At 53.6% G+C, this 12941-nt stretch carries 13 protein-coding genes; 1 reads left to right on the top strand and 12 read right to left on the bottom strand.

The features are described from left to right. Positions 1–36: 36 nt before the first annotated feature. The 10 genes from atpA to asnC form a co-directional block, all read right to left on the bottom strand. On the bottom strand, positions 37–1578 hold the full coding sequence (gene atpA, locus RHN82_RS09625; protein WP_003862367.1) for a F0F1 ATP synthase subunit alpha: 1542 nt from the start codon (positions 1576–1578) through the stop codon (positions 37–39). A 12-nt stretch (positions 1579–1590) separates the two neighbouring features. Further along, the gene (atpH, locus tag RHN82_RS09630) at positions 1591–2124 is read right to left on the bottom strand and encodes a F0F1 ATP synthase subunit delta (protein WP_003862369.1); all 534 of its coding nucleotides are present in this window, start codon (positions 2122–2124) and stop codon (positions 1591–1593) included. 14 nt (positions 2125–2138) lie between these two features. Next, positions 2139–2609, bottom strand: coding sequence for a F0F1 ATP synthase subunit B (gene atpF, locus RHN82_RS09635; protein WP_003862370.1), 471 nt, complete (start codon positions 2607–2609; stop codon positions 2139–2141). Positions 2610–2657: 48 nt separating this feature from the next. Further along, the gene (atpE, locus tag RHN82_RS09640; RefSeq protein ID WP_000429386.1) at positions 2658–2897 is read right to left on the bottom strand and encodes a F0F1 ATP synthase subunit C; all 240 of its coding nucleotides are present in this window, start codon (positions 2895–2897) and stop codon (positions 2658–2660) included. Between the two features lie 49 nt (positions 2898–2946). Then, positions 2947–3762, bottom strand: coding sequence for a F0F1 ATP synthase subunit A (gene atpB, locus RHN82_RS09645; protein ID WP_003862373.1), 816 nt, complete (start codon positions 3760–3762; stop codon positions 2947–2949). An 8-nt stretch (positions 3763–3770) separates the two neighbouring features. Next, positions 3771–4151 carry a F0F1 ATP synthase subunit I gene (atpI, locus tag RHN82_RS09650; RefSeq protein WP_008500194.1) on the bottom strand — a complete coding sequence of 127 codons (381 nt, stop codon included), beginning with the start codon at positions 4149–4151 and terminating at the stop codon, positions 3771–3773. Between the two features lie 616 nt (positions 4152–4767). After that, positions 4768–5391: a 16S rRNA (guanine(527)-N(7))-methyltransferase RsmG gene (rsmG, locus tag RHN82_RS09655; protein ID WP_047050599.1), complete on the bottom strand. Its 624-nt coding sequence runs from the start codon at positions 5389–5391 to the stop codon at positions 4768–4770. A 107-nt stretch (positions 5392–5498) separates the two neighbouring features. Further along, positions 5499–7388 (bottom strand): tRNA uridine-5-carboxymethylaminomethyl(34) synthesis enzyme MnmG, encoded by a 1890-nt coding sequence (gene mnmG / locus RHN82_RS09660; protein ID WP_047050598.1) that lies wholly within the window; start codon positions 7386–7388, stop codon positions 5499–5501. Between the two features lie 374 nt (positions 7389–7762). Further along, entirely contained in the window at positions 7763–8212 is a 450-nt protein-coding gene (gene mioC / locus RHN82_RS09665; protein ID WP_003862381.1) for an FMN-binding protein MioC, read from the bottom strand. 90 nt (positions 8213–8302) lie between these two features. Beyond that, complete coding sequence (gene asnC, locus RHN82_RS09670; protein ID WP_003862383.1) at positions 8303–8761, bottom strand: transcriptional regulator AsnC; 459 nt, start codon at positions 8759–8761, stop codon at positions 8303–8305. 151 nt (positions 8762–8912) lie between these two features. Here asnC and asnA point away from each other — a divergent pair, with 151 nt between their 5' ends. After that, positions 8913–9905, top strand: coding sequence for an aspartate--ammonia ligase (gene asnA, locus RHN82_RS09675; protein WP_003862385.1), 993 nt, complete (start codon positions 8913–8915; stop codon positions 9903–9905). On the opposite strand, the gene viaA is transcribed toward asnA, so the two are convergent. Beyond that, the gene (gene viaA, locus RHN82_RS09680; RefSeq protein WP_015570153.1) at positions 9906–11357 is read right to left on the bottom strand and encodes an ATPase RavA stimulator ViaA; all 1452 of its coding nucleotides are present in this window, start codon (positions 11355–11357) and stop codon (positions 9906–9908) included. Further along, the gene (gene ravA, locus RHN82_RS09685) at positions 11351–12847 is read right to left on the bottom strand and encodes an ATPase RavA (protein ID WP_003862389.1); all 1497 of its coding nucleotides are present in this window, start codon (positions 12845–12847) and stop codon (positions 11351–11353) included. The genes viaA and ravA overlap by 7 nt, the downstream gene beginning before the upstream one ends. Positions 12848–12941: the final 94 nt, after the last annotated feature.

Below are 12941 nucleotides of genomic sequence, written 5' to 3' on the forward strand. Positions count from 1 at the left end.
GCCAGACGGCTTGTCCTGAGACAAGCCGCCGGACGATTACCAGGATTGGGTTGCTTTGAAGGAATCGAGGATAGCTTTCAGCTTGCCTTCGATTTCGTCGTTATAGCCACCGGTCTGGTTGATCTCTTGCATCAGCGGAGCGTGATCACGGTCGACGTAAGCCAGCAGAGCGGCTTCGAAGCTACCGATTTTCGCCAGTTCCACATCTTCGAGGTAACCGCGTTCAGCCGCGAACAGTACCAGGCCCTGCTGAGCAACAGACATTGGCGCGTACTGTTTCTGCTTCAGCAGCTCGGTCACTTTCTGACCGTGGCTCAGCTGTTTACGGGTTGCTTCGTCCAGATCGGATGCGAACTGAGAGAACGCAGCCAGTTCACGATACTGTGCCAGCGCGGTACGGATACCACCGGACAGTTTCTTGATGATCTTGGTCTGAGCAGCACCACCCACACGGGATACGGAGATACCCGGGTTAACCGCCGGACGAATACCGGAGTTAAACAGGTTGGTTTCCAGGAAGATCTGACCATCGGTAATGGAGATTACGTTGGTCGGAACGAACGCAGAAACGTCACCCGCCTGGGTTTCAATGATCGGCAGAGCGGTCAGAGAACCTGTTTTACCCTTCACTTCACCTTTAGTGAAGTTCTCGACGTATTCCGCGTTAACGCGGGAAGCACGCTCCAGCAGACGAGAGTGGAGGTAGAATACGTCGCCAGGGAATGCTTCACGTCCAGGTGGACGACGGAGCAGCAGGGAAACCTGACGATAAGCAACGGCCTGTTTAGACAGGTCATCGTATACGATCAGCGCATCTTCACCGCGGTCACGGAAGTATTCGCCCATTGCGCAACCGGCGTATGGCGCCAGGTATTGCAGTGCAGCAGATTCAGACGCGGTTGCTACCACAACGATAGTGTTAGACAGTGCGCCGTGCTCTTCCAGTTTACGAACCACGTTGGAAATGGTGGACGCTTTCTGGCCGATAGCCACGTACACACATTTGATGCCGGAATCACGCTGGTTGATGATGGCGTCGATAGCCATCGCGGTTTTACCGGTCTGACGGTCACCGATGATCAGTTCACGCTGACCACGACCGATTGGGATCATGGCGTCAACGGACTTATAACCCGTCTGCACTGGCTGATCAACGGACTGACGGTCGATAACGCCTGGTGCGATAACTTCGATTGGGGAGAAGCCATCGTGCTCAACCGGACCTTTACCGTCGATTGGCGCACCCAGGGTGTTAACAACGCGACCCAGCAGGCCACGGCCAACCGGTACTTCCAGAATACGGCCAGTACACTTAACCTTCATGCCTTCGGCAAGGTCAGCGTATGGACCCATCACAACGGCACCTACGGAGTCGCGCTCCAGGTTCAGTGCGATAGCGTAACGGTTACCCGGCAGGGAAATCATCTCACCCTGCATACAATCGGCCAGGCCGTGGATGCGGATAACACCGTCACTTACAGAAACAATAGTACCTTCGTTGTGAGCTTCACTCACAACATTGAACTGAGCAATGCGCTGCTTGATCAGTTCGCTGATTTCGGTGGAATTCAGTTGCATGCTCCAGTCCCCTTAAGACTGCAAGACGTCTGCAAGGCGCTCAAGACGGCCGCGTACGCTGCCATCAATGACCATATCACCCGAGCGGATGATTACGCCTGCCATTACAGACTTATCGATTTTGCAATTCAGCTTAACTTTGCGTGACAGACGTTTTTCCATCGCGGCGGTGATTTTCGCAAGCTGTTCGTCACTCAGTTCAGTCGCGGAAGTTACTTCAACTTCAGCGGTAGCTTCACTAAGGGCACGTAAGTGCTCAAACTGCTCGAGAACATCCGGGAGCACACGGAGACGACCATTTTCCGCCATCACCTTAATCAGGTTCTGGCCGTTGGCATCCAGTTGCTCTCCGCACACGGCGATAAACGACGCGGCGAGGGTTTCAGGCGCTAACGCACCAGAAAGCAACTCGGCCATTTGTTCGTTTTTCGTCACCTCAGCGGCAAACGCCAGCATATTCTGCCAGCGATCGACATTTTGGTGTTCGACAGCAAAGTCAAAAGCTGCTTTGGCGTAGGGGCGAGCTACCGTAACAAATTCAGACATCAGCCCCTCCCTCCTTACAGTTCAGCGACAAGTTTGTCCACGATGTCGCTGTTAGCAGCTTCATCCACGGAACGTTCGATGATCTTCTCGGCGCCAGCAACAGCCAGAATCGCAACCTGCTTACGCAGTTCTTCACGAGCACGTTTACGCTCAGCTTCAATTTCAGCCTGAGCCTGTGTCACGATCTTAGTACGTTCCTGTTCTGCTTCAGCTTTTGCTTCGTCCAGGATCTGAGAACGGCGTTTGTTAGCCTGTTCAATGATTACCTGAGCTTCAGCTTTCGCTTTTTTCAGCTGGTCTGTCGCGTTGGCCTGTGCAAGGTCCAAATCTTTCTTAGCGCGTTCTGCGGAAGCCAGACCGTCAGCAATTTCTTTCTGACGTTTTTCGATGGCAGCCATTAAAGGCGGCCATACATACTTCATGCAGAACCAGACAAAGAGAATAAACGCGATGGCCTGGCCGAGGATTGTTGCGTTCATGTTCACAGCACAATACCTCTTAAATTTCTGTGGCTTGGGGTTTTAAAACAACTACTACGCGACAGCAAACATCACGTACAGACCCAGACCTACAGCGATCATTGGGATTGCATCCACCAGACCCATAACGATAAAGAACTGAGTACGCAGCAGAGGAATCAGATCAGGTTGACGCGCTGCGCCTTCCAGGAATTTGCCCCCGAGGATGCCGATACCGATCGCAGCACCGATAGCCGCCAGACCCATCATCACAGCGGCAGCCATGTACAGCAGATCCATATTCAGGTTTTCCATGACAGTCTCCAGTTTGTTTCAATTAAAACGTAGTAGTGTTGGTAAAAAATCAGTGCTCTTCAGACGCCATCGACAGATAGACGATCGTCAGAACCATGAAGATAAAGGCTTGCAGCGTAATGATCAGGATGTGGAAAATGGCCCATGGCACATTCAGAATCCACTGTGACCACCACGGCAGAAGACCCGCGATCAGAATGAAAATCAGCTCACCCGCATACATGTTGCCGAACAGTCGCAGACCCAGTGAAACAGGTTTGGACAGCAGGCTAACGCCTTCCAGGATCAGGTTGACCGGAATAAACGCCCAGTGGTTGAACGGCTGCAAGGTAAGCTCTTTCACAAAGCCGCTTACGCCTTTCATTTTGATGCTGTAGAACAGAATGAGGATAAATACGCCCAGCGCCATCGACAGGGTGATGTTCACGTCGGCAGACGGAACCACGCGCAGTGCAGGCAGGCCGAGTACGTGCTCACCGATCCAAGGTAAGAAATCGATAGGCAGGAGGTCCATCAGGTTCATCAGGAAGACCCAAACGAACACGGTCAGGGCCAGCGGAGCAATCAGCTTGCTCTTACCATGGTACATGTCTTTTACGCTGCCATGGACGAAGCCGATGATCATCTCGATGAACGTCTGGAATTTCCCTGGAACACCGCTGGTCGCCTTTTTAGCAACGCTGCGGAACATGGCCAGGAACAGAAGACCCAAAACCACCGAGAAGAACATGGAGTCGATGTTGATCGTCCAGAAGGTGGCCGGGGGGTTATGTGGATCCACCAGCGAGAATGTACGCAGGTCCAGCTGAAGGTTATTCAGATGGTGACCTATGTAATCCTGCGGCGTCATATTTTCTGAAGCCATGATGCCTTTTACCCTTTGTTATTGATTACAGCTGGAGCCAGAACTTGTACCACCAGCACCAAAACCCACGTTGCTATCAGCGGCATGAATACCACTTTCAAAACCGCCAGCGCCATCACCAGTAGAGCAAAGGTCAGCAACACCTTACACACTTCGCCGAGAGCGAAGGACCAGGCCACGCGGCCTTTGGCGGGTGTATGCGCCTGATGACGCCAGGCAAAAATCATAAACAACACGTTTGGCAGAACCACCGCCAAACCCCCGCACACGGCGGAGATGCCCCAGAAGGGGTCTTTGAGGCTAAACAGCAGTCCACTTGCTATCACAGCCAGAAACTGAATGAACAGAAGCTTACGAGCAACGTTTCTACTCAAGAGCGACACAGACATCACGTTTTTACTCCTGCTCCCTTCGAGGTATGCCGCGTGTCGTATAAAACGTCCTTTAAGGCTCAGAGTCAAGCATCAAAAAGCGGTCAAATTATACGGTGCGTACCCGTGATTTCAAACATTAAGTAGCGAAAAGGTGAATAAATGTTTAAATATTTTTCCCCAGTCCTATTTTTCAACTTTTGACCTAAGTGTCGACCTTCAGGCAAAACTGCAAACAGCGCGGAAACGTTGGTGATAAAGCGTGCACGAGATCACAAAATACACATTTGCGATAAAGTGGTATTTATCAAAGACGTAAAACGATTAATTTCATCTGCATGAAATTAAAGCAAAAAAACCGCAACTATTTTTAAAACAGAGCCGTATACAACAAAAACCTTTTATTGACATTCTTAATAAATATTTAACATTCCATTCTTGTTGCTTTCACCCACTTTTAGCAGGCTGATAATTTCATGGTTGACTATCCTCTGGGTGAACGAATCACGTCAGGTTAACCATAAGAAAATCCACGGTAACAACAAGGTTAAATTAACCACGACCAAATCTGACTGGATGTGCTGCTTTTTAACACGATCAGAACAGCACAAATTCCACATTTTTTATTAATTTTTTAAAAAGTGTTTGGCTTAATTATCACCAGATGACGCTCACCTTCGAGCTGAGGGATCTGGAGTTTCTCAATAGATTCGACAGCAAAACCGTCCGGAAGCTGCTCGATTTCGTCCCCCGGAAGTTGCCCTTTCAGCGCATAAAAACGCCCTTTCTCCGCTGGCAGGTGTTTGCACCAGCTCACCATGTCATTGAGTGAGGCAAACGCGCGGCTGATAACACCGTCAAACGGTGGCTCTGCCGGGAACTCCTCTACCCTGCTCTGCACGGGCGTGATGTTTTCCAGCTTCAGCTCATGCTGAACCTGGCGTAAAAAGCGTACGCGCTTGCCCAGGCTGTCCAGCAGCGTGAAATGACTCTCCGGTCGAACAATAGACAACGGAACGCCCGGCAAGCCCGGACCGGTGCCCACGTCGATAAAACGTTCACCGTTCAGGTAAGGCGCCACGACGATGCTATCGAGAATATGGCGAATCAGCATCTCGTTGGGATCGCGTACGGAGGTGAGGTTGTACGCTTTATTCCATTTGTTCAGCATATCGACATAGGCCACCAGCTGATTTTTCTGGTGATCGGTGAGCGAAATACCTGCCTGTTCCAGCAGACGAGAGAGTTTATTGAGCACGGTGGATACCTGTTGAGAAACTTAAGTGGCGGGTGGCGCTTCGCTAACCCGCCCTACGGGTTCAGTAGGCCCGGTAAGCGCAGCGCCACCGGGCAATTTTCAGAGCATTACGCGCTGCGGCGCAGCATACCCTGCTTTTTCAGCCACACCAGCAGAATCGAAATCGCGGCAGGTGTGACGCCGGAGATACGTGAGGCCTGGCCAATCGACACAGGTTTGTGATCGTTCAGCTTAGCGATCACTTCGTTGGAAAGCCCCGTCACCTGACGATAGTCCAGCATTTCCGGCAGCAGCGTGTTTTCGTTGCGCTGCTGTTTTTCGATCTCATCCTGCTGACGCGCGATGTAACCTTCGTATTTCACCTGGATCTCGACCTGTTCAGCCGCTTCAGCGTCTTCAAGGCCCGGTGCGAACGCGGTCAGTTTGACCAGATTCTCGTAGGTGACTTCAGGACGGCGCAGCAGATCTTCCCCGCTGGCTTCGCGCGAAAGCGGTGCTGTTAAGTGAGCATTCACTTCAGCAGCAGTTTCCGCCTGCGGATTCACCCAGGTGGTTTTCAGGCGCTGACGTTCCTGTTCGATACGCTCGAGCTTATCGTTGAAGCGCGCCCAGCGTTCGTCATCCACCAGTCCCAATTCGCGGCCTACCTCGGTCAGACGCAGATCGGCATTGTCTTCGCGCAGCATCAGGCGATATTCCGCACGAGAAGTAAACATGCGGTACGGTTCTTTGGTCCCCAGCGTGCAGAGATCGTCGACCAGAACGCCCAGGTAAGCCTGAGAACGCGCCGGTGCCCAGCCCTCTTTCTCGGCAGAGAAGCGAGCAGCGTTCAGACCGGCCAGCAGCCCTTGCGCGGCAGCTTCTTCGTACCCGGTGGTGCCGTTAATCTGGCCTGCGAAGAACAGACCCTGGATGAATTTGCTTTCCAGCGTCGGCTTCAGGTCACGCGGATCGAAGAAATCGTACTCAATAGCGTAGCCAGGACGAACGATCTTCGCGTTTTCCATGCCCTGCATCGAACGCACAATCTGCATCTGCACGTCGAACGGCAGGCTGGTGGAGATGCCGTTCGGGTAAATTTCGTTAGAGGTCAGCCCTTCCGGCTCGAGGAAGATCTGGTGCTGATTACGATCGGCAAAGCGCATCACTTTGTCTTCGATCGACGGGCAATAACGTGGGCCGATCCCTTCGATCACACCGGCGTACATTGGGCTGCGATCGAGGTTATTGCGGATCACGTCATGGGTTTTTTCATTGGTGTGCGTGATGTAGCACGGCACCTGCTGCGGATGTTGCGCCGCATTGCCCATGAACGAGAACACCGGCATCGGGTTATCGCCGTGCTGCTGTGCCAGCACGCTGAAATCAATGGTGCGCGCATCAATACGCGGCGGCGTACCGGTTTTCAGGCGGCTTACGCGCAGCGGCAACTCACGCAGGCGACGAGATAACGGAATCGACGGCGGATCGCCAGCACGGCCACCGCTGTAGTTGTCCAGACCAATATGGATTTTACCGTCCAGGAATGTCCCGACCGTCAGCACCACCGCTTTTGCGCGGAACTTGAGACCCATCTGGGTCACGGCGCCAACAACACGATCGTTCTCCACGATAAGATCTTCTACCGCCTGCTGGAAGATCATCAGGTTCGGTTGGTTTTCCAGCGCGGTGCGCACAGCCTGACGGTAAAGCACGCGGTCTGCCTGTGCACGGGTGGCGCGAACAGCCGGACCTTTACTCGCGTTTAGTATCCTAAACTGGATGCCTGCATGATCGATCGCTTTCGCCATCAGGCCGCCAAGTGCATCCACTTCTTTTACCAGGTGTCCTTTCCCAATGCCGCCAATCGCCGGATTACAGGACATTTGTCCCAGCGTGTCGATATTGTGTGTCAAAAGCAGGGTCTGCTGACCCATTCGCGCTGCGGCCATTGCGGCCTCAGTGCCTGCGTGACCCCCGCCAATGATGATGACGTCAAAAGGATCCTGATAAAACATGGTGGTCTGCCTCGCGTAAAGCGGTATGAAAATGGATTGAAGCCCGGGCCGTGGATTCTACTCAACTTTAGTCTTTCGAGAAAGCATTGGGATCTTGGGCTATTAAAAAGAAGATCTTTTTATTTATAGATCTGTTCTATTGTGATCTCTTATTAGGATCGCAGACCTTTGTGGATAAGTCCGATCCCATAAATAAGATCATGCAGTTAGGAAGGATCGTTTGCTGTGAATGATCGGTGATCCTGGACCGTATAAGCTGGGATCAGATCGCTACTTTATACACAGGTCAAAAACTAAACCAACGTTGTTCTTTGGATAACTACGGCTTAATACGAGCTTTTAACCAGAGTTATCCACATCTGATCGCACGATCTTTAATCGTTTTTGAGTAAATTTTTCCATTCCGCGAGCCAGATCTCGGCTGGATCTTCGGGAATGTCATGATCGAGGATGTTGATCTTCAGCGTTTCACCCAGCTGTTTTGCTCCGCAGGCGGTCACCGCAGCTTCAACTTTCTCTATGGCGCCACAGAAAGTGTCATATTCACGGCTGCCGATCCCCACAGCGCCAAACCGGACGTTTGACAGATCGGGCTGTTGTTCCAGCAGTTCGTCATATAAAGGTTGCAGGTTATCCGGCAGATCGCCCGCGCCGTGCGTGGAGGTGATCAGCAGCCAGACCCCGTCAGTCGGGAGATCTTCCAGCAGCGGTCCGTGCAGCGTTTGTGTAGAAAAGCCCGCGTCTTCCAGCTTCTCAGCCAGATGTTCCGCTACATATTCCGCACCGCCCAGGGTGCTGCCGCTGATAAGAGTAATGTCCGCCATTGATCGCTCGCTCAGATAAAGAGGCGGCCATTGTACGCTGTGAACGAGCTGGGATCTACCTGTGGAAAATGTGGGAATGAATTTGCCCGATCACGGGCGGATAGTACGCATGATCGGGTTTTGCAGGGAGATCAGGGTTTCGGTGGACTGAATTTCATCGATTGTTTGGATCTTGTTGATAAGTACCTGCTGGAGGGCGTCGATGGATCGGCACATCACCTTTATAAAGATGCTGTAATGCCCGGTGGTGTAGTACGCCTCGGTGACTTCATCCAGCGCGTTCAGTTTCTCCAGCGCGGAAGGGTAATCTTTGGCGCTTTTCAGAATAATGCCAATAAAGCAGCAGACGTCGTAGCCGAGTTGCTTCGGGCTGACATCAATGCGTGCGCCGGTGATGATCCCGGCCTGCTTCATTTTCTCTACGCGAACGTGAATGGTCCCCGGGCTGACGCCAAATTGTTTCGCCAGTTCGGCATACGCAGTGCGTGCGTTGGCCATTAGCGCTTCCAGAATGCCGCGGTCCAGATTGTCGATCTGATAATTTTCCATAGGTTTTTCTTATGAAGATTAATGATTCCTTCTATTCTAGCGTCTTATTTTAACGAATCAAAAGTGAAGGCGACTTTTTGTTGATGGGTTATTGAATTAAGCGCCTGTTCTGTTGCTTAATCAGTATCAACAGGACGCAGGAGTATAAATAATGAAAACCGCTTACATCGCAAAACAACGCCAGATCAGTTTCGTTAAATCCCATTTTTCCCGCCAGCTGGAAGAGAAGCTTGGCCTTATTGAAGTTCAGGCGCCGATTCTGAGCCGCGTGGGTGACGGGACGCAGGATAACTTGTCTGGTTGCGAAAAAGCGGTACAGGTAAAAGTGAAAACACTGCCAGACGCCCAGTTCGAAGTGGTTCATTCCCTGGCGAAGTGGAAGCGTCAAACCCTGGGACAACACGACTTCAGCGCGGGCGAAGGGCTTTACACGCACATGAAAGCCCTTCGCCCCGATGAAGACCGCCTCTCCCCGATTCACTCTGTCTACGTTGACCAATGGGACTGGGAGCGCGTAATGGGAGATGGCGAGCGTCATGTCGGTACGCTGAAATCCACCGTTGAGGCGATCTACGCCGGGATCAAAGCAACCGAAGCGGCCGTGAGCAAAGAGTTTGGTCTGGCACCGTTCCTGCCGGAAACGATCCACTTTGTCCATAGTCAGGAATTGCTGAGCCGTTTCCCGGATCTGGATGCCAAAGGCCGTGAACGCGCGATCGCCAAAGAGCTGGGCGCGGTATTCCTGATCGGCATTGGCGGGAAATTGTCTGATGGTAAACGTCACGACGTCCGTGCGCCGGATTACGATGACTGGAGCACCGTGGGTGAAAGCGAATATGCCGGTCTGAACGGCGATATTCTGGTCTGGAACCCGGTTCTGGAAGATGCATTTGAACTCTCTTCGATGGGGATCCGCGTGGATGCTGAAGCACTGAAGCGTCAGCTGGCCGTGACCGGTGATGAAGATCGTCTGCAACTGGAGTGGCACCAGGCGCTGCTGCGCGGTGAAATGCCGCAGACCATCGGCGGTGGGATTGGCCAGTCTCGTCTGACCATGCTGCTGCTGCAACTCTCTCACATTGGTCAGGTACAGTGTGGGGTCTGGCCGCAGCAGGTACGTGAGAGCGTCGGTTCTCTTCTTTAATTAACGTCTCCAGCGTCTGAGCAGGCGGCTACGCAACCCGGTATCAAAGCGCCAGATGTGATCGAAGATGCGCATGATGCCGGGTTTTCCATGTGCAGACATCGCCACGGCATGAAAACGGTGCTGGTGCACGCGCTGCATCTCCTTCACTTTATTCACGACATCGTCCGGCAGCCGCTGGGCAATAAAATCGGAAATCACCACCGCATCCGCGTCGTACCAGTCTCCGCCCTGCATGCGCTCAATGATGCTGCGAAAACAGCTGGCCAGATCGGTGCCGCCGCGAAAGCGCTGGCTTAAAAAGCGGATCGCCTGCTCCAGCCCCTGTGGGCTGGTCAGTTCATACCCCACCACTTCGCTGGAAAAGAGCATGATGTAGCAGCGACGACGATCGGCGAGCGCCACGCGCATCAGGGCCAGGCAGAACGCTTTTGCGCACTGTTCATTAAAGCCCCCCATCGATCCGGACGTATCGACGCAAACAATGAATGGGCCGCGCGGTTGCTCATCAAAATCCTGGTGCACCACCGGACGCTGGCTGATCTTCTCGCGCCAGGCTTCGCCATGCAGTCGATAGGTAATGAGCTGTTTTTCCACCAGCCGACGATAAAACTCATACTCCAGTTCGGTCATTCCCAGCGTGCTGAGTTCCGTAGGCAGCAGGCGCAGGATGTCATCGCTTTGCTGTAACCCGTCCACCTGCTCCGGTACGGTGGAGGGTTCACGTACCAGCGTACGAAAGGTCTCCATCGGCGCATCTTTCTTTGGGACCGACCGGGCCTCCCGGGAACGGCCGAGCTGTTCTGCGAGCTTCATCAGCTCCGGCTGTTGCGCCAGAAAGTCGCCGTACTTCACGATCAGCTGATAATCACCCCGCTTTAGCTGGCCGGCACTCATATCCCAGAGTCGACCGGCGGCGTTTTCATTCTCCACCAGCACCTGTTCTAACTGGCCGCTCAGGGTCATTCGCTCCTGGACCTCACTGAGCAACTGTTCGCGCTCTTCGTCCAGCAACTGCTGATTAAGGGCCGTGGCCTGGACCACAAGGCTCAGTCGCCAGCGCTGTAAAAACAGCGTATGCAGGGCGGGAGTAAAGCTGGGGTTGTCCGTGACCAGCGCTCTGGCCTGGCTGGCAAACGGGGAGTGAACGTTATCAAGCAGCGTCAGGGTTTGCTGTAGCTGGGCAATAAACTGCGGCGTTGAAAGCCGCTGGCACTGCTGGTAACCAGCCACTTCCTCTGTCAGTTCCGGCGGGACTTCCGTCTCCTTAAACCGCTGGCGCAGGTTATCGCGCCAGCGGGGAAGATCGTCCGTCATTGCTTTTCGGAGCTTCGGGAATTTTTCAAAAAAGGCTGCCAGCTGCGGTGAAGCGAGCAGGGTAATAACGACCTCTTCGATCAACCCTTCCTCGCTAACCGCCAGCATGACGTTAAGCGTGTCCAGCGTTAGCATTGACGCGCCTGTTTGATCTGCGCGCTGACATCCTGCAAGCTGGCTTCAATGCGACCTAACCAGTCGCTATGGATAAAGAGGCATTTCTGCTGCTCGCTGAAGCGCGTGTGCTGCTGATGCCATTCGTTATCCAGCGCGTCGAGCTGCTGTTTGATCTCCTCCGGAACAGTATCGGAGGCCGTGCCCGGCAGCGCCAGGCGCGATCCCTGAAGGCTGACGTCGCGGATCACAAGGTGCTGGCTGCTGTCGACTTCCATCGACAGCGGCTGTGCAAAGCCGATACCGTTGAGTTTACCGCGGATCTCACCGCCTTTATCCAGCCACTGAACCAGCGCAACGCGTTCGATTGTCACGTGCACAACCTGCATATCATGCAGCTTCAGCGGCTGCTGAAGAAGAAGCGTGAGCGAGGCGTCAGTCAGCCCGGCGGGCAGTTCGTAGTGCGGTTTACGGGCAAACATCCCGCCAAGACGGTTCACCTTCAGCGCGGTTTTATCACTTTGCTGCTGCTGGAGCTGAAGGCGACGTTGGGCAATCGCGCCCAGTTGATTAAGCATGGACTGCTGACCCCACGCGTGTCCGGTCATCAAAACGTCCAGCTGCTGTTGCATCAGATTCATCCCTTCTGCGTCGTGCCACAGGCAGTCTTTCAGCAGGATCAGATCGATTGGGGCGACAGCATCGCGGCCGCTAAACAGCGCGCTTGCCTGGAGCAGGCGAATGGCTTTTTTCCAGCGACGATCGGAGACGTACGGTGCGGAGGGCAGTAAATCAAGCTGCTGGCGCAGCATGAAGATCAGCTCAAAAACGGGATCGGGCAGTTTTATCTTGCCGATCTCCTCCTGCCACTGGTGGTATTCCTCGTCCGTGACCTGCAATGACGCTGCCACCGGGTTTTCGTTTTCATCCTGCTGGCTCACCAGCATAGAACGGAAGTTTGATTTATCCTGGACTTTATCCAGCCACAGGCGGATCAACATACGGTCATACAGCGCTTCCAGGCTGCTGTCGGCTTCGGGCAGTTCGTTTGACGCGGCCACCAGCAGGCGCATGGGGATCTTCTCTTCGCTGGCGCCGTTACGGAAGCGGCGTTCGTTAATTGCCGTCAGCAGGGTATTCAGAATGGCCGGGCCGGCTTTCCAGATCTCATCAAGAAAGACGATTTCCGCTTCCGGGAGATAGCCCGCCGTCAGACGTTCATAGCGTCCCTCATCTTTTAGCGCCTGAATGGAGAGTGGGCCGAAAACTTCTTCCGGCGTGGAGAAGCGCGTCATCAAATACTCGAATGCGCGCGCGTTCTGGAAAGCGAATTTGAGGCGGCGTGCAATCAGACTTTTGGCAATGCCCGGCGGGCCCAGCAGAAACACGCTTTCCCCGCTCAGCGCCGCCAGTAAGCAGAGGCGAATGGCGTGGCTACGCTCGTAAAGGCCTTTCTCCAGCGCACTGCTGAGGCGGGAAATTCTTTCTGCTAATAAATGTGAGTGAGCCATAATAGTTTTGCATCCTTTCGCCGTCGTGGCGGCCAATTGAAGCGAGTATAGACGTTTCGGTCTGGCCTGGTAATAGGCTGAAGTGCGGCGCTAT

Origin of the sequence: Enterobacter cloacae complex sp. EB5 (assembly GCF_031432835.1) — a bacterium.
GTDB lineage: Bacteria > Pseudomonadota > Gammaproteobacteria > Enterobacterales > Enterobacteriaceae > Enterobacter > Enterobacter hormaechei_C.